The sequence below is a fragment of the Sphingobacterium sp. WM genome (assembly GCF_029542465.1).
In the GTDB taxonomy this organism is placed as follows: Bacteria; Bacteroidota; Bacteroidia; order Sphingobacteriales; family Sphingobacteriaceae; genus Sphingobacterium; species Sphingobacterium cellulitidis.
Genome location: NZ_CP120709.1, coordinates 510736 through 531856 on the forward strand (window position 1 = coordinate 510736; position 21121 = coordinate 531856).

The following is a 21121-nucleotide window of genomic DNA, read 5'->3' on the forward strand; positions in this document are numbered from 1 at the left end:
CAAATATATTTTTTAAAATTGAATTGCCTTTACATTTAGTTGCAAATTCTTCTTCCCACGCCAAGTGTTTTCTTCAATGCTGAAACAGATGTCAAAGGTATTTCCAGAATTAATTTGCCCAACAAACTCGCCTAATCCAAATCCAATACACTCAAATATAGGAGAATCCTCCTGTTTTACAGAAAATTTAAGATGTGTGGTTCCTACAATATACGCATTGTTGCCCATCGTTACGCCCTTGCAAATAAAGGTCGGAGCCTCATTCTCTGGACCGAACGGTTGAAACTGTTGTAACACACGATTAAATTTAGCGTCAATTTCCGAAAGTCTGATTTCCTTCTCGATGGATACCTCTTGCTGAAGCATTTCAGGTTTGATGCTTTTGCTTACAACCTCTTCAAAACGCTGTTGGAATAAACCAATATTATCTGTTGACATCGTTAAACCTGCAGCATATTTATGTCCACCGTATTGGTCTAATAAATCACTACATTCACTTAATGCTTCATATAGATCAAATCCAAGAACAGACCTTGCTGAGCCGGCAATATGTCCATTGGTATTGGTTAAGATAATCGTTGGACGATAGTACTTCTCCGTCAATCTGGAAGCGACAATACCAATTACACCTTTATGCCAGTCTTCTTTATATAGTACCGTAGTTTTACGGGTTTGTAAATGCAGGTTATTATCCAAAAGATCTAATGCTTCCTTGGTAATCTGTAAATCATAACCCTTACGTGTATTATTTTGATCATCAACATTCGCCGAGAATATTTTAGCTTCCGGCAATGTTTTAGCGATCAATAGTTTTACAGCATCCTTGGCATGATCAATCCGTCCAGCCGCATTGATCCGTGGACCAATTTGAAATACAATATCATTTACAGTGAATTGTCCGGATTTATGGGTTGATAAGTTGATTAGAGCCTGAAGGCCACAGGAAGGATTGCTATTTAATTTTTTTAGACCAAAATGGGTCAATATACGGTTCTCACCCGTAATAGGCACGATATCAGAAGCGATGCTGACAGCTACCAAATCCAAATATTGATAAGCTCCATCCATGTTCATACCATTCTGCTGAATAAAGGCTTGAACAATCTTGAAGCCGATTCCACAGCCTGATAATTCTTTGTAAGGGTAGGGGCAATCGTTTCGCTTAGGGTCTAAAACAGCAATCGCATCCGGAAGTTCATCTCCAGGCAAATGGTGATCTCCAATGATAAAATCAATGCCTAGTGAATTCGCATATTCAACCTTATCAACTGCTTTGATACCACAATCTAGGGCGATTATCAAGGTAAATCCATTTGCTTTAGCATAGTCAATTCCAGTATTGGAAATACCATAGCCTTCGCTATATCGGTCGGGAATATAAAATTCTATCCCTGAATGAAAATCTCTGAAAAAACTGTAAACAACAGAAACTGCTGTTGTTCCATCGACGTCATAATCCCCATAGATCAATATCTTTTCCTTGTTTCCAATAGCACGTTCAATCCTGTTGATGGCAAGGTCCATGTCTTTCATCAGAAAGGGGTCATGTAGGTGGTCTATGGATGGTCGAAAGAACTCTTTCGCTTGATCGAAGGTCTCGATCCCTCGGTTAATTAATAATTCTGCAATAATGTGGTTTACACCCAGTTCCTTTTGTAGCTTTTTTGACTTGTCTGCGTTCTTTTTAGGTTTCAGCACCCACCTTTTTTGCATATCTTTGCCTTCTAATAAACGTGTAAAGATACATTATATCAAGGTACTTACCTAATGAGAACCACGATGTAAAATGATATGCACACATAACTGTCAAGATAACAAACAAATACAAATGGCTCGAGCGCACTCACTATTTGAAGGTTCTTACTCTGTAGATAAAAGCAAACAATTTATTCCCTTCGATCCTAAGAAAGATGATCCAAAAGATAGACCTGGATCTTTATTTATCCATGTCCATCCGTTTCTGATTGAGACCAAGGACGGATTGATTGTTTTAGATACTGGACTAGGACTTCGCAATGAAAATAATGAACTCGTCATCCACGAAAAGATCAAAAAACTAGGTTTTTCGGTCGATGATGTCCGTTATGTCCTGATGACGCACCTGCATAAAGATCATGCAAGTGGTATGGTTGATATCAAAGATGGCGTAAAGCGTCTGGCATTCCCAAATGCGGAATATGTCATTCAGGAACAAGAATGGGAGGCAGCTTACAGCTCCGAATCTCCTTCTTATCGTACTGATGTTTTTGATGTCTTGCAAAGAAGTGGCAATATCTTATTTGTAAATGGTGATGGACAGCTAACGCCAGAAATCAGATACGAGCTTTCAGGTGGTCATAGTGAATTCCACCAGGTATTTCATGTGGAAACTGAAGGGGAACATTTTTTCTTCGGCGGAGATGAACTCCCTGAGCCAGAGGAAATTTTCAGAAGCTTTATCGCAAAATACGATTTCGATGGGCGTAGAGCGCGGGATCTAAGAGCGGAATATTGGGCAGCTGGTGCTCCTGAAGGATGGGTGTTTTTGTTTTATCACTCCAAAAACATCGCTGTTGGAAGGCCAGAACAAAGAGCAGATGGTTCTTATAAGATTGTAAATGCCGAATAATCCAACGAGAATCGATATATTTGAAGATAACGAAGTAATAATTTTTCTAATTTTTAATTAAATAATAGAAATCATGTCGATAGTTAGAGAAAGTGACCTAATTGGTATTGGTAAGAAATACCAAATTGAAACTGATGCTGGAGACAATATGGTGGTTGTCATCCATGATGATGGTCGTCGAGAATTGTACCGCCATGACGACGATGACAATGAAACCCACTGTGTAATGACTTTGTCGGATGAAGAATCACGCCAAGTTGCAGGGATTCTTGGAGGTTTATCATACAAACCAAAAGCGTTGGAAACCATTGAAGTGGCATTAGATGACTTACGTATCGAATGGTACAAGGTAGGGGAATCCAATGATGGCGTAAATAAAAGTATTGGACAGCTGGAAGTAAGACAGCGTACAGGTGCCTCAATCATCGCTGCAATTAGGGAAGAAGAAACTATCATCAATCCAGGACCTGATTATGTAATTACGCCTGGTACCACCTTGGTGATCGCTGGAAAGCAGAAGAATATCAAATTATTAAAAGAAATTTTACTATAAGAATTTATGCACAGTAACCTTATCATAGAAATTGGAATTGCCGTATTATTAGTCGCTTTAGTTGGTTTATTAGCCAACAGACTCAAATTTTCAGTAATTCCCTTTTTTATTGTTATTGGTATGGTGCTGGGCAATCAGAACTACCCAGGTTTTGTAGCCGATTTTCTTGCTAAAGTCAATAATGAAAACTTAACTGCCGCTGTTGATTCCGTTTGGTCCTTTCTGACTTTTTCTGAAAGTAAACCCTTTATCGACTTTATGGGCAGATTGGGTGTTCTTTTCCTCTTATTCTATCTCGGACTTGAATTTTCTGTAGGACGATTGATAAAATCGGGTAAATCCATCGTCGCAGGTGGAAGTATCTATGTTTTGCTCAACTTCCTGTCCGGAATATTGGTGGGATGGATGATGAATCTTCCTTTCAAGGAAATGATGGTGCTGTGTGGTATTATGACCAGTTCATCCACTGCAATCGTAGCAAAAGTGCTGACCGACCTGAAACGTACGGCAAATCCGGAAACCGAAGTGATCATGGGAATGATCATGTTTGATGACCTCTTTATTGCCATGCATATTTCCTTCCTCTCAGGATTGATTTTAACAGGTGGAGGCTCATTCTGGACCGTTGCAGGAACTTCCCTGCTCGCATTGGGATTCATCCTTTCTTTCCTAATTTTGGGAAGAAAACTAGTCCCTTTCATTGATAAACTACTGCATGAGAAATCCTCCGAACTGTTCGTTCTAATCATCTTTAGTTTATTGTTCACTATTGCAGGATTCTCTGAAACGATTCATGTGGCTGAAGCCATTGGAGCTTTGATGGCAGGATTAGTATTCGCTGATTCTAAATACCTGAAAAAGATTGAAGGCATCGTGTTGCCTTATAAGGATTTCTTTGGAGCGATGTTCTTCTTTAGTTTCGGTCTTTCCATCGATATGTATTCTCTTGGTGGAGCTGTCGGATGGGCAACCTTTGCTGCCGTCATCACCGTTATCGGAAATGTGGCTTCAGGATATTTCGCAAGCCGTTTCTCTGGCTTAAAACCTAAAAACTCAGTCGATATTGGATTTACCTTGTCAGCAAGAGGGGAGTTTTCAATTATTATGGCAAATATTGGAAAAGCAGGTAAATTATTACCGGTTATTCAATCCTTTGTTGTGGTTTATGTATTGATCTTATCCATCATTTCACCGCTTTTAACCAAAGAGTCTAGAAATATCTGGAATAAATTGGCTGGACAAAATGATGTCCCTAAGAAACCTAAAAAGAAGCTTAGTGATTTAGAAGCTTCTGTCCAAGATAATAATTAACAAAAAAGCGCTGGTGATAAACCAGCGCTTTTTTGTTAATCGTCGTATCCGAATCTCTTCAGGTAGTTTTTCTTACTTCTCCAATCTGGCAGAACTTTCACAAATAGTTCTAAAAAGACCTTTCCTCCGATAAATTCTTCAATATCTTGGCGGGCATAGGTGCCGACCTTTTTAATCATCGATCCTGCTTTTCCGATGATGATGTTTTTCTGTGAATCACGCTCCACAATAATTTCTGCAGCAATTCGGGTAATATGGGCTTCCTCCTTGAATGAAGTCACCACCACCTCGGTACTATATGGGATTTCCTTTTCATAAAGCTTGAATACTTTCTCACGGATAATCTCTGAAACAAAAAATCGCATGGTTTTATCTGTCAACTCATCCTTCTCATAGTAGGGTGGATGCTCAGGAAGCTTACTTTTGATATATGCCATAACAGCTTCAACATTGTAACCCAATAATGCCGAAATCGGAAATACCGCATCAGGATTGATCTTCTCTTGCCAAAATGCAATCTTCGCTTTGACTTCCTCCTCTGAAGATTTATCAACTTTATTGATGACCACGGCAACCGGAGAACTCGTGTTTCTTAATTTCTCTAAAACATCATTCTCATCATACTTTTCGTGGATGTCTGTAACAAATAATAGAACGTCAGCATCAATGATGGAACTCATAACGAAGTTCATCATGGACTCTTGAAGATCATAATTCGGTTTTATTACACCTGGTGTATCAGAAAAAACAATCTGATAGTCTTCATCGTTGACAATTCCAATGATTCGGTGTCTAGTTGTCTGAGCCTTAGGGGTTATGATGGACATCTTCTCACCCACTAGGGCATTCATCAAGGTCGATTTACCCGCATTAGGCTTACCGATTATACTTACGAATCCTGCTTTATGTGACATTATTTGATTTTTTATTTGTTTTACAAAGAAACAAATAATATCTTTGTGCTCCAATTCGGAGATAGTATAATCTACTTTTAAGTAATACCAACGTAGATTTCTAGAAAATATATTGCGGGGTGGAGCAGTTGGTAGCTCGTCGGGCTCATAACCCGAAGGTCATCAGTTCGAGTCTGGTCCCCGCTACTAAAAACAAAAAAGGATTGAGCGCGAGGCTCAATCCAAAAGAAATTCTTAAAATACATTGCGGGGTGGAGCAGTTGGTAGCTCGTCGGGCTCATAACCCGAAGGTCATCAGTTCGAGTCTGGTCCCCGCTACTACGAAGGTTTCAATCGAAAGGTTGGAACCTTTTTTTTTCTATAAATTCGAATCCAAAAAAATGTCAAAGGCAGCCCCTTGGAGCTGCCCTTTATAAAAATGGAAATACTTTATTTCTTACCCTTAGAAATAATAATTCTCTTACTTATACCGCTGCTGAGGTATATATAGCTTCTTTACTTTCTAAAACTGAAGTCCCCATTAAAAACTCATCAACCTTTCTAGCACACTCCCGACCTTCTGAAATTGCCCATACAACCAAGGATTGACCTCTGCGCATATCCCCAGCAACGAATACCTTGTCTACATTAGTCTTGTATTCCGTTTCGCTGGCATCTACATTCCCTCGATCCGTCGTTCTTATGCCCAATTGGCTAAGTAACCCTTCCTGCTGTGGATGTAGGAAACCCATCGCTAGGGTCACAAGCTCACATGGGATCTCTCTGGTTGAACCTTCAACCTCCTTGAAGGATAAAGGTCTGCCTGATGGGTCTAATTCCCATTCTAGGTCAACTATCAAAGCAGCTCTCAAATTGCCTTCATCGTCCCCTAGAAATTCTTTGGTGCTGATACTCCAATGTCTTTGACAACCTTCCTCGTGCGAGCTAGTCGTTTTTAAAAGCATCGGATAGCTTGGCCAAGGCATAGCTTCCGTACGTGCTGTTGGAGGTGTAGGCATTAACTCAAATTGTAGAACAGACTTCGCACCATGTCTGTTTGAGGTGCCAACACAGTCTGAACCTGTGTCTCCACCACCAATAACCAGCACATTCTTATCTTTTGCATGGATCTCCTCTACTTCAATTGCTGAATTGCCAACTCTTTTATTTTGTTGTTTCAGAAACTCCATGGCGTAATGAACACCTTTTAATTCCCTACCAGGTATATTCAGATTTCTTGGTATGGTCGATCCACCTGCAAGGACAATTGCATCATATTGATCCAATTCTGCAGCTGGCACATTATTGCCAACCTCCGCATTGGTTCTGAATTGTACGCCCGATTGCTCCATTATCTCTATCCGACGATCAATAACTGATTTATCCAGTTTAAAGTCAGGAATACCATAACGTAATAATCCACCGATCTTATCATCCCTTTCATAAACAACTACATCATGTCCCGCTTTGTTCAATTGAGCTGCTGCAGCTAATCCTGAGGGGCCTGAGCCTACAACGGCAACGCGCTTGCCAGTCTTCAGGTAACTCTTGTTCGGCTTCACATAGCCCTTCTTATAGGCGATCTCGATGATGTGTTTTTCGATCTCCTCAATCGCGACTGGATTTTTGTTGATGCCCAATACGCATGCTGATTCGCATGGTGCCGGACATATCCGCCCTGTGAATTCAGGAAAATTATTGGTGGAGGTTAAGATCTGGTATGCTTCCTCCCAATTGCCATCGTATACTGCATCATTAAACTCCGGAATAACATTCCCAAGCGGACAGCCTGAATGACAAAATGGGATACCGCAATTCATGCATCGCGCAGCCTGATGGTTTAGTTGTTCTTCGCTAAACGAATGAACAAACTCTTGATAATTCTTTTTTCTGCTTTCCACAGCATCTTTCTGAGGAAGCGCTCTTTCAAATTCTAAAAATCCTGTTGGTTTTCCCATGTTGATGTCCTCCTAGATTATACTGTTACTAATTTCTTATTGACCACATTCTTGTATTCCCTTGGGTATACTTTGATGAAGCGATTCTTCTCTGTCGCCCAATTGTTCAAGATTGAACTTGCCCTTTCACTCTTCGTAAGATGAATATGACGTTTTAATAAGGCAATGATTGCAGTCTCATCTTCAGTTTCCAATGGGTCAAGGTCGACCATCTCCTTATTGCAGTTTTCCTTGAAAGTACCTGCAATATCATAGATCCATGCAATCCCACCGCTCATTCCTGCTGCAAAGTTTCTTCCGGTTTCACCAAGGATTAATGCTCTCCCTCCGGTCATGTATTCACATCCATGGTCGCCAACTCCTTCCACCACAGCTGTAGCGCCTGAGTTTCGGACAGCAAAGCGTTCGCCTGCCTTTCCATTGATAAATAAGTGACCCGAGGTTGCTCCGTAAAGCGCAACATTACCGATGATAATATTATCCTGCGGAACCAAATGGCTTTCCTTCGCTGGATAGATTGCCAATTGAGCACCAGATAATCCTTTTCCTACATAGTCATTGGCTTCTCCCTCTAACTCAAAGGAAATCCCCTTGGTATTGAATGCTCCGAATGACTGACCTGCTGATCCCTCAAATTTAAAGTTGATCGTATTGTCCGGTAGACCTTCTGATCCATATAACTTAGATATTTCGTTCGATAGCAAGGTACCAATGGTACGGTCCGTATTTCTTACCTTAAAGGTTCCAAATACTGGTGTCTTGGTTTCCAAGGCCAATTTCGATTGGTTCAATAGGCCCCAATCCAAAATCATGCTCATACCATGATCTTGCTCCTCAGTATTGTAAAGTGTTTCGCCAGTTGCATTGGCAGCAACATGTAAAATGCCTGAGAAATTGATCTTATTTACTTTCCAGTGTCCTAGGTTCTCTCTTTTCTTTAAGAATTGAGCCTTTCCAACCATTTCATTGATGGATTTGAATCCTAACTCTGCCATGATCTCACGCATCTCCTCTGCCAAGAAGCGGAATAAATTTACCACATCTTCTGGTTTACCAGTGAATAGCTTTCTCAATTCTGGATCTTGGGTGGCTACACCAACCGGACAGGTGTTCAAATGACATTTACGCATCATGATACATCCGCCAGCAACTAATGCAGCAGTTGCTACGCCCCATTCTTCAGCGCCTAATAATGTCGCAATTACTAAATCCCGACCAGTTTTCATCTGACCATCCGCCTGTAATACGACGCGGCTACGAAGTTTGTTTAATACCAAGGTTTGATGTGCTTCCGCCAATCCAAGTTCCCAAGGAAGACCCGCATGCTTGATGGAGCTAATTGGTGAAGCACCTGTTCCACCATCGTATCCTGCAATCAGGATAACGTCTGCATGGGCTTTTGCTACCCCAGCAGCAATAGTGCCGACCCCAGCTTTTGAAACCAATTTCACGTTGATTCTGGCCTGCCTGTTGGCATTTTTTAAATCAAAGATCAATTGTGCTAAATCCTCGATCGAATAGATATCATGGTGTGGTGGCGGAGAAATCAATCCTACTCCCGGTGTAGAGTGTCTTACTTTTGCAATCCAATCATCTACTTTATGTCCTGGTAATTGACCACCTTCTCCTGGTTTTGCTCCCTGCGCCATCTTAATCTGTAACTCATCAGCTTGGGTCAAGTAATTTGAAGTTACGCCAAATCTTGCCGAAGCTACTTGCTTGATCGCTGATCGCATGGAATCCCCATTCGGTAATTTCTGATAGCGGATTTCATCTTCTCCACCTTCCCCAGTGTTTGATTTTCCGCCAATCCGATTCATTGCAATGGCTAATGTGCTATGTGCCTCGTGCGAAATCGAACCAAAGGACATAGCGCCTGTAGCAAATCGTTTCATGATTTCACTGGCAGGTTCTACCTGGTCGATGGAGATTGGACTCCGGTGTTTTGCAAAATCCAATAAACCCCGAAGTGTAAACATTCGTTCCTTTTGGTTATTGATTAAGGTTGCATATTTCTTGTATGTAGAGAAATCATCAGTTCTACATGCTTGTTGTAATAAATGTACCGTCTGTGGGTTCCATAAATGGCCTTCACCTCTTCTTTTCCATTGATAAAGTCCGCCTTCAGGCAATAAGGTTGGTGCAGAGCGGCTGTTTTCAAAGCCACGCCAGTGTTTTGCCAAAGCTTCTCTTGCAATATCATCTAGGTTCAAGCCTCCAATTCTGGAAACGGCTCCGCAGAAATAACGGTCTACAACCTCACTGTCAATCCCTAGAACCTCAAAAATCTGAGCGCCATGGTATGATTGCAAAGTGGATATCCCCATCTTCGAAAAGATTTTCAATAAACCATTGCAGACTGCCTTTACATAGTTCTTCTTCAGGTCATCCCAAGTTAAATCGGTTTCTAAATGACCGATTTCTTTCATCGTACGGATACTTGCCAAAGCCATATATGGATTAATAGCTGTAGCTCCGAATGCTAAAAGACAAGCAAAATGATGAACTTCCCATGCATCCCCAGCCTCCACAACCAATCCTACCGCACCGCGGTTTCCTGTTTTGATCAAATGGTGATGAACAGCTGATACAGCCAATAAGGATGGAATCGCACAATGCTGCGAATCGATCGCACGGTCAGATAAAATAATTACCTCAAACCCATCGCGTACCGCATCGTCTGCATAGCGACAAAGTCTTTCCAGACCGGCTTCTAAAGATCCTTCCTTGCCATCAGCACGGAAATAACTTTGAATAGTTTTCGCCTGGAATACCCCTGTATCAATGGAACGTAGTTTTTCCAACTCGCTGGAGGTTAATATCGGATGCTCCAAAGTCACACAATGACAGAACTTCTTGTCCTCCACTAAGATGTTTCCGGAGTTTCCAATGAAAGTCGCTAAACTCATAACCAGTCGCTCCCTAATCGGGTCGATTGGTGGATTGGTTACCTGAGCAAAGAACTGTTTGAAATAACTCGAGATATGTTGCGGTTGATCAGACAATACCGCCAATGGAACATCAGTTCCCATCGAGCCAATCGGCTCATAGCCCGTCAAGGCCATTGGGGTTAATATCGTTTCAATATCCTCTCTTGAGTATCCAAAGGATAATTGATATTTAAATACAGACTCCTTGGATAGGTAAGTAAATGTAACCCGAGGGTCTGCTAATTCTTCTAGTTTAATTTTATAATTGTTGATCCATTCACCGTAAGGCTGTTGACAGATTAATTCTCCTTTTACTTCTTCGTCAGAACGGATCTTTCCAGCTTCCATATCTACTACAAAGATTTTCCCTGGTTGCTGTCTTCCTTTTTTAATGATCAATGATTCATCAATGGGCAATGCTCCTGCTTCGGAAGCTACTACTACGCGGTCATCTGAAGTGATGGCATAGCGTAATGGACGAAGGCCGTTACGGTCTAAGGTAGCACCAATGATTTTACCATCGGTAAAACATAATGCTGCCGGACCATCCCAAGGCTCCATTAAGGTAGCATGGTATTCATAGAAAGCCTTTTTTAATGGATCCATCTGTTCGTTTCCATCCCAGGCCTCAGGAACTAGCATCAACATCACATGAGGTAAACTACGACCACTGTGGAGCAGTAATTCCACCACATTGTCCAGGCAAGCTGAATCCGATTGCCCGCGGTCTACCACTGGCAATAGAATTTCCATTTCTTCCTTCGTGAAATATGGCGAAGAATAGGCTCTTACACCAGCGTAAAACCAGTTTAAGTTTCCGGTTAAGGTATTGATTTCCCCATTGTGCGCAATCATCCGGAAAGGTTGTGCCAATGACCATGAAGGAAATGTATTGGTTGAAAACCTAGAGTGAACCAAGCCAAATGCTGATACCACCCGAGGGTTTCTAAGGTCTTTAAAGTAGGATCCTACTTGATAAGTGGTTAATTGTCCTTTATAAATTATGGTTTTGCATGATAGTGAAGCGAGGTAAAGTGGTAGGGGATACTCTTGGTGAAGTTTGATTTTTTGGATGATTAAGCGTCGTAATACAAATAATTTCCGCTCAAAATCCTCCGTGTTGGCAACCCCTGTTGGGCGTGAGATGAAGAACTGTACGATTTCTGGCTCTGCTCCCAAGGCCGTAGGGCCTATTCCTTCTCGATTCACTGGAACTGGCCGGAATCCTAATAATTCCATGCCTCTTTCATTCGCAGCATCAGCAATAACTTCCCGGCAAATCCGATTCAGAGCCTCTTCCTTCGGAAGAAATAACATACCTACACCGTAATAACCTGGCTCCTGAAGTTGGATGCCCAGCTTAATACATTCTTCCCATAAAAATTCATGAGGTAATTGAATCATGATTCCCGCGCCATCGCCTGACTCTGGATCACATCCACATGCTCCACGGTGTTCCATGTTCTCTAACATGGTCAAGGCATCTTGTACCTGTTGATGTGACTTCTGACCCTTGATGTGGGCGACAAATCCTACACCACAGGCATCGTGCTCAAACGCTGGGTTATAAAGTCCTTCTTGCTGCATTGTAATATGATAATTTTATAAATAACAAACGAGTTTGCTAATATATGAATAAAATCATAAAATATTTGCAATAATTATAAAAAAAGATAAAGAACATTAAAGTTAATGTAAAATTAACGTCGTTTGATAATTGAAATTGTATTTGTTTCGCCATATCCTTAGAAAAATGAAATATCATTCGCTACATTTGCTATTTGAACTAATAAATTATGTTAATCAAAGAAATTGAAATTTATAGGTTGAGCATTCCGATGGAACCTTTCGTGATTGCTACTGGGGTGATGGAATTTGCGCAGAATACATTCGTGAAGATTATTTCTGATGAAGGCATGTATGGGGTAGGGGAATGTTCTGCTTTTCCAATGATTGTAGGTGAAACACAAAATACCTGTATTGCTCTTGCTCAGGATTTTGCGAAAATCTGGATTGGTAAAGATCCTTTAAATATTGAAGAACGTTTGGCTGAACTCCATCTCTATATTGCTCGTAATGCCACCATAAAATCGGCATTTGATATGGCGCTATATGATTTGGCTGCCAAAAATGCTGGCTTACCACTTTACCAATTCTTAGGTGGAAAACCTCGCGATATTGTAACTGATATTACTATCGGAATCGCTAGTCCGGAAGAAATGGCCGCTAAAGCTAAAAACTTGCACGATCATGCTGCTGTCGCTTTAAAAGTAAAACTTGGAAAAAAACCACAAGACGATATTGCCAGAATTAAAGCCATTCGCCAAGCTGTAGGTTTTGATATTCCAATTCGAATTGATGCCAACCAAGGTTGGAGTTATGAAGAGGCTCTGGAAGCCTTGAAAGGATTGGAGCCTTTGAAAATCCAGTTCTGTGAACAACCTATGCGTACCTACAATGATCATCTATTGCCGCAATTGCGATCTGAAACTATCGTTCCGATTATGGCGGATGAGTCTGTTTATGATCATCACGACGCGGAACGTCTTTGCCGCACGGATAGCTGTGATTATATCAATATCAAATTTTCTAAATCCTCTGGAATTGCCGAGTCCTTAAAGATTCAAGCAGTGGCCCAAGAATTTGGAATCCCTTGTATGATCGGTGGAATGTTGGAAAGCAGATTGGCTTTGGCAGCAAAAACGCACTTTGCTTATGCAGCGCCAAACGTCAAATTCTTCGACTTAGATACCTGCATGGTTGGTCACCTCGAGGATCCTGTAATCGGCGGAATTCAATATGATGGCTATGCCATAAAAATTACCGAAGGTCCAGGAATTGCAGCCGATATCGATCCTGCATTTCTAGATAAATGTGAAAAATGGGTGATTTCTTAAAATATGTATCCCGATGAAAACTTTATGTGCATTAAATAATGATTCTTGGGATTTAGGAACCAGTGAAATCCTGATCCTTGTGATTATGCTGGTCATCTTGATATTCTTGTTTTGGATTATCTCAAAAATCATGAAGACCAAATAATGAATGGGTGTGTTCAAAGCGCCGATTCATTCTCACAATTTCATTTTTTAACATTTGTTAAAAAACAGCCTTTATAGCTTGAAAATCAGCTTTTATAACATCAATAATCCTAGTCATTATTATTGCCATAGCCAATTTTCATCCTATTTAGGCTGATTGAGCCTATTTGAAGCCCCTACACTGAAGGTATTCTTGAATAAATCTGTACCTTTGTGAACATTTATTTGAATATAAGATTATGAGTACACAAAGAGGTCCTATTTCTCAATTTATCGAGAAAAACTATCTTCACTTCAATGCCGCTTCCTTAGTTGATGCCGCAAAAGGATATGAGACACACCTTGCTGAAGGTGGTAAAATGTTAGTTTCATTAGCAGGTGCTATGAGTACTGCTGAACTTGGTATTTCATTAGCTGAAATGATCCGTCAGGATAAAGTAGCTATTATCTCCTGTACAGGTGCAAACTTGGAAGAAGATGTGATGAACCTGGTAGCACACTCTCACTATAAACGCGTTCCTAACTACCGTGATCTTACTCCTCAAGATGAATGGGAATTGTTGGAAAACCACTACAACCGTGTGACTGACACGTGTATCCCTGAAGAAGAGGCGTTCAGAAGATTACAAACTCACCTTGAAAAAGTATGGAAAGATGCTGAAGCTGCTGGCGAACGCTATTTCCCACATGAATTCTTATACAAAGTGGTATTGTCAGGTGTATTGGAAGAACACTATGAAATTGACCCTAAAAACTCTTGGATTTTAGCTGCCGCTGAAAGAAATATCCCTATTATCGTTCCAGGATGGGAAGATTCAACCACTGGTAATATCTTCGCTTCTTACGTTATCAAAGGTGAATTAAAAGCTTCTACCGTGAAATCTGGTATTGAGTATATGATTTACTTAACTGAATGGTACCGTGCGAACTCTGGTGGTAAAGGTGTTGGTTTCTTCCAAATCGGTGGTGGTATCGCTGGTGACTTTCCTATTTGTGTAGTTCCAATGATGTACCAAGATCTTGAGTGGCATGACGTTCCTTTCTGGTCGTATTTCTGCCAAATCTCAGACTCAACTACTTCTTACGGTTCTTATTCTGGCGCAGTGCCAAATGAGAAAATTACCTGGGGTAAATTGGATACCCAATCTCCTAAGTTTATCGTAGAATCGGATGCAACTATCGTGGCACCATTGATTTTTGCTTGGGTATTAGGTCAATAAAATAAATTAACGGAGAAAGGAGATATGTTGGATAAAAATCTAGTAACAGATAATCCGATTGCTATTCAGGCTTTAATGTCTGAAACAGTATTTGATATCCCCGATTCAACAATGCCTATTGTTGAAACTCAATCCGTTGTCTCAAATAATACAACTCCTCAACAGGGCCATTTCCAGGCTTCTGCTGAGGAGTTTGTTTATCAAGGGGATAAATCTACAGGAATCCTCTTTATCCTGCGATATCCCGATTTTCCTTACTTCTCCCCTCAAGCGGAAGAAGCTTTCCTGAAAACTATCGGTGCATTGCAGTTGAATGCTGGAAATGTAGCAGTCCTGAATTTGGCAAATCCGCATAATCCCAATGAATGGAAACGAATTATGCAGTTTTTTCAACCCAAGAAAATTACCCTGCTCGGGGTGGAACCAACTTCCTTGAATCTTCCTGAAATAGGTCATAATTCCTATATGCGTGGTAAGATCGCCACAGTTTTCAATACCTTCAGCTTTGAAGAGATGTTCGCTGATGTCCAGAAAAAGAAATTGTTCTGGATGGAATTCAAAACTTTTATCCAATCTTAATTTTAATTTTTCCCTTCTTCTTTTCTTGATTGCCTAATTAGAATGCTATTTTTGAAGCTTAATTATTTAGCTATGGAATTAGTTTTTGCAACAAATAACGCACATAAATTAGAGGAAGTACAACAGATGGTAGGGAATAAGTTTACTCTGAAGTCACTCGCTGATATTGGTTGTGAAGACGATATTCCTGAAACTGGCGTTACTTTCCAGGAAAATGCCCAGCAAAAGACCGACTACCTATTCAATAAATATCATATCAATTGTTTTGCTGATGATTCCGGACTTGAAATTGATGCCTTAAATGGTGAACCAGGCGTATATTCTGCCCGATATTCTGGTTCTAGGGATATGGAAAAGAATATTGATTTGGTGCTGGAGAAACTAAAAAATGAAACCAACCGGAATGCAAGATTCAAAACGGTGATTTCCCTATACTTGAATAATCAACAATATTTCTTTGAAGGAACTGTGGAAGGCCGTATCATCGATGGTAGAACAGGGACAGAAGGATTTGGTTATGATCCTATCTTTGTTCCAGATGGATTTGATGAAACTTTTGCAGAAATGAGCCTCGAGCAAAAAAACAAAATCAGCCACCGCGCAAAAGCCGTCGAAAAATTTGTAAAATTTCTAAACGATACGAAATAATTTATATCCTGCCATAAAAACATAGTTTTCAAGCTATGTTAACAATGTCTAATTTTTCAACTGATAACATATTATTAATATGTTTAAACAACTATTTGTTACAAAGGGTTAATGTAAGTTAAAAATTACCACATCTTGCGACAGCTATTCTAATAATTAACAATTATCAAATCATTTTATTAACTAATCTTTTTATTGTGTTAATGTTGGCTTAAATCACCGCGGGTACTTTTACGCCAAATATTAACCCGCAATTCAATGAGATTAATTAAAGCTCCAAGGCTGTATTTAGCAGCTTTTTTGCTTGCAGGATTACAAATCCCAAGCTCCCACAGTATGGGTGAGGTTCGATTATTTGTCCAAGACCAACAAGTCTTCTCCGGCAAGGTTACGGATGAATCCTCACACCCCATTCAAGGTGCAACTGTAAAAAATCTGAACTCCGGTATTTCAACCCAAACGGACGTCAATGGCCAATTCAGCCTGAAAGCCTCCAAAGGTGAGTCTATCCAAATCAGCTTTGTCGGTTTTGATAGTAAGATTTTTGCCGTCGACCAGCAGACTACCTTCATGCTGACTTCCAATTCCTCCAACTTAGAAGAACTCGTGGTCGTTGGTTATGGTACCCAAAAGAAAGTTAATCTTTCCGGTGCAGTCGATTTTGTAAGTGGTAAAGAATTAGAAAGCCGTCCTATTTCGAATGTGTCCCAAGGTTTGCAAGGTCTAGTACCAAATTTGAATGTTCAGTTCAATTCCGGTGCCCCTGGTGAAGCCGCAAAAATTAATATCCGAGGGATTACCTCTATTAATGGTGGTGACCCCTTGATCCTATTGGACAATGTGCCTATTAGTTCAGCTGAACTAAATAGAGTCTCCCCTCAGGATATTGAATCCCTATCAGTAATCAAAGATGCCTCCGCCGCAGCTATTTATGGCGCTAGAGCATCTTTCGGTGTAATCCTTATTACCACTAAATCAGGAAAAGGTGCACTCAAAATTAATTATAGCAATAACTTCACCTGGAATACCCCTACAGTAATTCCGAAAAAAATTACTGACCCTTATGTATTCTCCCGTTTATTGGAAACATCAACCGATAATACTCCTTGGGACAACGTGAATTTCTCTGAGCAATATTACCAATATGCCAAAGAAAGGTCCGATAATCCTGGTATTGCCGATGTGAGGAAAGATCCTAGTAACCCGAAACAATGGGAATATATGGGTAACCAAGATTGGACACGTTATTTCTTGTCGGATTGGAATAATACCCATAATCATGACCTATCGATCTCGGGCTCCAGTGAAAAAGTGAATTATTATTTGAGCGCTGGGTATAACCGCCAGAATTCTCCGATCAAAATCGCAGATGATTACTTCGACAGGTATAGTATCCGCTCTAAAATTAATTACAAATTGACGGACTTCCTCTCGGTTGGAAATAATACCGTTGTTGGATTGAATAAAAGAATAAGTCCTTCCCAAATCGATATGTTTGAGATTTACCATGTATTCCCAACCAGTGTATTGAAAAATCCTGATGGAAGCTGGGCATACTCTGATGTCCAACGAAATGTGGGTGCCGGACGTATTGCTGCAAAAATGGTCGATGGGGGACAAAGTAAAATTAATCGTAATGACCTTCAATCTACCTTTAATGCTGAACTTCGCCTTTTCGATAGTAAGTTTAAAATCAATGCCGATTATACCTTTCAAAGAAATACCGCCAATTTTAATAGATATACCACGAAATACAAAATAGGCTATGGTCCCGAGGATATTCGTGAAGAGGGTGAATCCGGTGCATTTCGTCAGGCTGGTTTTTCCTACTATAATGTATATAACATCTTCGGAACCTATAATCAGAACTTTGGTAAACATCATGTAACTGGAGTATTGGGATTTAGTCAAGAGGATTACCGATTGGAAAACTTTACGGTTGAAAAGAAAGGATTGATTTCTGAGCTTTTCCCAACCATTGCTTTGGCAACGGGAACCACCAATGCTAATGAAGAAATTGATAAATATGCCCTGAGAGGTGCCTTTTATCGTTTGAATTATATTTATAATGATAAGTATATCGTAGAATTTAATGGTCGGTATGACGGATCTTCTAGGTTCGCTAAAGACAGTAGATTTGGTTTCTTTCCTTCTGGATCTCTGGCCTGGCTGATCAATAAAGAGAACTTTATGTCAGAGGTTAATTGGTTAAGTCAATTGAAACTTCGTGGTTCTTACGGCGAATTAGGTAACCAATCCGTAACTGACTTTGGTTATATACCGACCATGGAACCTTATGAGTCCGGTTACCTGATTAATGGAAAAATAAACCCTTCAATTAAGGCTCCTGGTTTGGTATCCAAGCGATATACCTGGGAAAAAGTTACAACCTACAACTTAGGACTTGACTTTGGATTTATGCAAAACAAACTGAATGGCTCTTTCGATATCTATCGTAGAAATACCATGGGGATGTTGACCTTCGGTAAAGAGTTGCCTAAAATCCTAGGGGTCAAAGAACCTAATGAAAATGCTGCTGATCTAGCAACCAATGGTTGGGAATTCACCCTTTCCTACAACGATTCCAAAGATGTATCCGGTTCAATCCTGAATTTTGGAGCTACTTTCGTACTCTCGGATTCCTACTCTAAGATTACCAAATTCGACAACCCGAATAAAAGAATTACCCAATTCTATAATGGAATGAAAATGGGCGAAATCTGGGGATTGGAAAGCGATGGTTTCTTCCAGAACGCTGAGGAAATTAGTAAACTAGACCAACAATCCATTATTCCTTGGGGTGCTTTGAGCATTGTACCTGGATGGCCGAAGTTTGTTGACCAAGATGGTAATGGCAAAATTGAAAAAGGTTATATCCTGGGTGATACCAAAGACTTAAAGATCATTGGAAACTCTACACCACGATATAATTTTGGCCTTAACTTAAATGCCAGCTGGAAAGGATTTGATGTTAGAGCTTTCTTCCAAGGAATCGGTAAACGTGATTATTATCCTTTGGATTACCTCTATTGGGGTGTATATCAACAACCCTATGGAAATATTTATTCCCATCTTTTGGATTTTTACCGCCCTAATAATGATTCGGATGCTGACCGTGCGAAACATTCGGCTGCATATTTAGCTCTTGGGCTAGCTGACCAAAATCTAGATGCCAAATACCCTGTCTTACAATCTTGGTTAGCCGATTTGAACCTTGGAACTAGGGTAGATGAAGCACAAGGGGCAGCAATTCCTCAAACCAGGTATTTATTAAATGCAGCCTACCTAAGATTCAAAAACTTAACTATTGGATATAGCTTGCCAAATAGAATGTTGCAAAAAGCTAATGTTAAAAATCTTAGAATTTATGTGAGTGCTGAAAATCTTATGGAATGGTCAGCAGTAAAGGATTTCTTTGATCCTGAAGTATTGAATATCAACACTTATACCGATCCTACCAAAGCCAGAAGAAGGGAAGGTAATGGAGTAATGTATCCATTCCAACGTAGTTTCTCCGCTGGGCTTCAATTAACTTTTTAAAAACCATGAAACAATATATTAAACTAAGTTTTATAGCTATCTCCTTACTTGCTCTAGGAGGATGTAATGATAGCTACCTCGATAGATTGCCTGAAACTAAGGTGCAGAAAGAAAACTTCTTTAAAACAGAGTCTGATCTTGAGATGTATGTTTTGAACCTTTACGATTTTCAGAATAATAGCTTTTATGAGCAGGATGCTACAACGGATAATGCCAGTACAACCGGGAATAAGGAAATCAAGAATATCATGCTCGGAACGGCTTCTGCAAATACAGTTACTACAGGTTGGAGCTGGGAAAAATTAAGGGATATTAATTTCATGCTTGAAAACCTTTCACAGGCAAAGATCTCGGAAGCAAAACTAAAACATTATGAAGGCCTTGCACGCTACTTTAGAGCAAGATTTTATGTAGATAAAATTCAAAGGTTTTCCGATGTCCCTTGGGTAGATAAAGTTGTTAATGCGGATGATGAAAAAGCTTTATTTGGAAAAAGAGATTCCCGGGAGTTGGTCGTGCAAAAGATCATGGAAGACTTCAAATTTGCCTTTGAAAATGTGGAAGCAACCAAAGTCGCCGGAAAAGTGAATAAATGGGTAATCGGTCAGGAATATTGTCGTTTTGCCCTTTTCGAAGGAACCTATAGGAAGTATCATAAATACTTGAACCTTGATAAATCTGTAAATGATTTTCTGACTATTGCTTACCAGACTGCGGAAAACATCATGAACAATGGGGGTTATTCCATCCATAATACTGGAAAGACTGATGCCGACTATGCTTCATTATACAATAGTCCTAACTTGGAGAGTAACAATGAAATTATTCTAGGTCGCTTTTATGCCAATAACGTAATCAATCGGGATCAATGGCCGGGAATGTTTGGTAATTATGAATATTACCCTTTAAGAGATATGGTCCAAAGTTACTTAATGAAAGATGGATCAATTTACACCAATAAACCTGGTTATGAAAAATTCTCTTTCGTGCAGGAATTTAAAGATCGTGACCCCAGGTTAGCACAAACTTATGCAGCTCCAGGATGGCATTTGGTTTATGTAAGCACCTATTCTCAAGGGCCAGGCTTATATGTACAACAGTTGAGTAAGAACTTTTCAGGATACCACCAGATCAAAGGTTTTCTAAATACCAGCGTACAGGAAGATAGATTTAATATCGATATTCCTCTTTACAGATATGCTGAAGTACTTTTAACCTTTGCTGAGGCTAAAGCTGAACTAGGAATCCTCAACAATCAAGCTGATCTTGATAAGTCCATTAATTTGTTGAGAAGACGTGCTGGAATGCCTAATATGACTCTTAATCCTGTTTTGGACCCTAAATTGGCCAATGACTTCAAAGAAACAACTGGACCTCATCAAAGTCTTATTTTGGAAATCAGAAGAGAACGCAGAGTAGAACTTGCTTTTGAAGGTTTCCGGTTTATGGATTTAATGCGTTGGAAAGCTGGAAAATTATTGGAAAAGAAACCGCAGGGAATTTATTTCAGTGGATTGGGAGATCATGATGTGACAGGCGATGGAGTTCCTGATATAAAATTAATTGCTAGCAATCAGTCACTGCCAGAAGTTCGTGAAAAGAATAGTCTGGGGGTAACTCTAAGATACTATAAAGTTGGAAAAATCGGTCAGGATGTATCGGTATTCTTGAGCGATGGAAACTCCGGTTATATTGATGTAGTGGATAAGGTCGGTTCATTTGATGAACCTAAGTATTATTATAGACCAATCCCTAAAAATGATACGGATATCAATCCTAATCTTAAACAGATTTTTGGCTGGTAATAGTTGAAATGCTAGTTCTTAAATAATTACAAATT

The 21121-nt window shown here is 40.0% G+C and carries 14 protein-coding genes and 2 tRNA genes; 12 read left to right on the top strand and 4 right to left on the bottom strand.

What is annotated here, in order from left to right; genetic code table 11:
• Positions 1–12: 12 nt before the first annotated feature.
• Positions 13–1713 (bottom strand): single-stranded-DNA-specific exonuclease RecJ, encoded by a 1701-nt coding sequence (gene recJ / locus PZ892_RS02240; RefSeq protein WP_182498014.1) that lies wholly within the window; start codon positions 1711–1713, stop codon positions 13–15.
• A gap of 115 nt (positions 1714–1828) precedes the next feature.
• On the opposite strand from recJ, the gene PZ892_RS02245 reads away from it, so the two are divergent.
• From PZ892_RS02245 to PZ892_RS02255, 3 genes are all read left to right on the top strand, one after another.
• Complete coding sequence (locus PZ892_RS02245; protein ID WP_182498015.1) at positions 1829–2608, top strand: MBL fold metallo-hydrolase; 780 nt, start codon at positions 1829–1831, stop codon at positions 2606–2608.
• A gap of 73 nt (positions 2609–2681) precedes the next feature.
• Positions 2682–3161, top strand: a complete 480-nt coding sequence (locus PZ892_RS02250) for a cation:proton antiporter regulatory subunit (RefSeq protein ID WP_094255533.1) — start codon at positions 2682–2684, stop codon at positions 3159–3161.
• A 6-nt stretch (positions 3162–3167) separates the two neighbouring features.
• A complete protein-coding gene (locus PZ892_RS02255; RefSeq protein ID WP_182498016.1) occupies positions 3168–4472 on the top strand; it encodes a cation:proton antiporter in 1305 nt (434 codons plus the stop codon).
• Positions 4473–4507: 35 nt separating this feature from the next.
• On the opposite strand, the gene era is transcribed toward PZ892_RS02255, so the two are convergent.
• Positions 4508–5386: a GTPase Era gene (era, locus tag PZ892_RS02260; protein WP_277712042.1), complete on the bottom strand. Its 879-nt coding sequence runs from the start codon at positions 5384–5386 to the stop codon at positions 4508–4510.
• A gap of 113 nt (positions 5387–5499) precedes the next feature.
• On the opposite strand from era, the gene PZ892_RS02265 reads away from it, so the two are divergent.
• Both PZ892_RS02265 and PZ892_RS02270 read left to right on the top strand, forming a co-directional pair.
• Positions 5500–5572 (top strand) — tRNA-Met (locus tag PZ892_RS02265).
• 59 nt (positions 5573–5631) lie between these two features.
• A tRNA-Met gene (locus tag PZ892_RS02270) sits at positions 5632–5704 on the top strand.
• Positions 5705–5850: 146 nt separating this feature from the next.
• Here PZ892_RS02270 and PZ892_RS02275 read toward each other — a convergent pair.
• Both PZ892_RS02275 and gltB read right to left on the bottom strand, forming a co-directional pair.
• Positions 5851–7323 carry a glutamate synthase subunit beta gene (locus tag PZ892_RS02275; RefSeq protein ID WP_182498018.1) on the bottom strand — a complete coding sequence of 491 codons (1473 nt, stop codon included), beginning with the start codon at positions 7321–7323 and terminating at the stop codon, positions 5851–5853.
• Positions 7324–7340: 17 nt separating this feature from the next.
• On the bottom strand, positions 7341–11840 hold the full coding sequence (gltB, locus tag PZ892_RS02280) for a glutamate synthase large subunit (protein ID WP_277712043.1): 4500 nt from the start codon (positions 11838–11840) through the stop codon (positions 7341–7343).
• Positions 11841–12049: 209 nt separating this feature from the next.
• Between gltB and PZ892_RS02285 the strand changes: the two genes are divergently transcribed.
• The 7 genes from PZ892_RS02285 (at position 12050) to PZ892_RS02315 (ending at position 21086) form a co-directional block, all read left to right on the top strand.
• A complete protein-coding gene (locus PZ892_RS02285; RefSeq protein ID WP_182498020.1) occupies positions 12050–13150 on the top strand; it encodes a dipeptide epimerase in 1101 nt (366 codons plus the stop codon).
• A gap of 13 nt (positions 13151–13163) precedes the next feature.
• Positions 13164–13295, top strand: a complete 132-nt coding sequence (locus PZ892_RS02290) for a hypothetical protein (RefSeq protein WP_262890288.1) — start codon at positions 13164–13166, stop codon at positions 13293–13295.
• A 238-nt stretch (positions 13296–13533) separates the two neighbouring features.
• Entirely contained in the window at positions 13534–14514 is a 981-nt protein-coding gene (locus PZ892_RS02295; RefSeq protein ID WP_094255527.1) for a deoxyhypusine synthase family protein, read from the top strand.
• Positions 14515–14538: 24 nt separating this feature from the next.
• Positions 14539–15093, top strand: a complete 555-nt coding sequence (locus PZ892_RS02300; RefSeq protein WP_182498021.1) for a hypothetical protein — start codon at positions 14539–14541, stop codon at positions 15091–15093.
• 72 nt (positions 15094–15165) lie between these two features.
• Entirely contained in the window at positions 15166–15741 is a 576-nt protein-coding gene (locus tag PZ892_RS02305; protein WP_182498022.1) for a non-canonical purine NTP diphosphatase, read from the top strand.
• 258 nt (positions 15742–15999) lie between these two features.
• Positions 16000–19281: a TonB-dependent receptor gene (locus PZ892_RS02310; RefSeq protein ID WP_229678230.1), complete on the top strand. Its 3282-nt coding sequence runs from the start codon at positions 16000–16002 to the stop codon at positions 19279–19281.
• A 5-nt stretch (positions 19282–19286) separates the two neighbouring features.
• Complete coding sequence (locus PZ892_RS02315; protein WP_182498023.1) at positions 19287–21086, top strand: RagB/SusD family nutrient uptake outer membrane protein; 1800 nt, start codon at positions 19287–19289, stop codon at positions 21084–21086.
• Positions 21087–21121 lie beyond the last annotated feature (35 nt).

Excerpts from the sequence above, each read along its gene's own strand:
- PZ892_RS02310 (WP_229678230.1), top strand. The coding sequence starts at position 16,000 with ATGAGATTAATTAAAGCTCCAAGGCTGTATTTAGCAGCTTTTTTGCTT.
- recJ (WP_182498014.1), bottom strand. The coding sequence starts at position 1,713 with ATGCAAAAAAGGTGGGTGCTGAAACCTAAAAAGAACGCAGACAAGTCA.
- era (WP_277712042.1), bottom strand. The coding sequence starts at position 5,386 with ATGTCACATAAAGCAGGATTCGTAAGTATAATCGGTAAGCCTAATGCG.
- PZ892_RS02290 (WP_262890288.1), top strand. The coding sequence starts at position 13,164 with ATGAAAACTTTATGTGCATTAAATAATGATTCTTGGGATTTAGGAACC.
- PZ892_RS02305 (WP_182498022.1), top strand. The coding sequence starts at position 15,166 with ATGGAATTAGTTTTTGCAACAAATAACGCACATAAATTAGAGGAAGTA.
- PZ892_RS02300 (WP_182498021.1), top strand. The coding sequence starts at position 14,539 with ATGTTGGATAAAAATCTAGTAACAGATAATCCGATTGCTATTCAGGCT.
- PZ892_RS02245 (WP_182498015.1), top strand. The coding sequence starts at position 1,829 with ATGGCTCGAGCGCACTCACTATTTGAAGGTTCTTACTCTGTAGATAAA.
- PZ892_RS02250 (WP_094255533.1), top strand. The coding sequence starts at position 2,682 with ATGTCGATAGTTAGAGAAAGTGACCTAATTGGTATTGGTAAGAAATAC.
- PZ892_RS02275 (WP_182498018.1), bottom strand. The coding sequence starts at position 7,323 with ATGGGAAAACCAACAGGATTTTTAGAATTTGAAAGAGCGCTTCCTCAG.
- PZ892_RS02315 (WP_182498023.1), top strand. The coding sequence starts at position 19,287 with ATGAAACAATATATTAAACTAAGTTTTATAGCTATCTCCTTACTTGCT.
- PZ892_RS02255 (WP_182498016.1), top strand. The coding sequence starts at position 3,168 with ATGCACAGTAACCTTATCATAGAAATTGGAATTGCCGTATTATTAGTC.
- PZ892_RS02285 (WP_182498020.1), top strand. The coding sequence starts at position 12,050 with ATGTTAATCAAAGAAATTGAAATTTATAGGTTGAGCATTCCGATGGAA.
- PZ892_RS02295 (WP_094255527.1), top strand. The coding sequence starts at position 13,534 with ATGAGTACACAAAGAGGTCCTATTTCTCAATTTATCGAGAAAAACTAT.
- gltB (WP_277712043.1), bottom strand. The coding sequence starts at position 11,840 with ATGCAGCAAGAAGGACTTTATAACCCAGCGTTTGAGCACGATGCCTGT.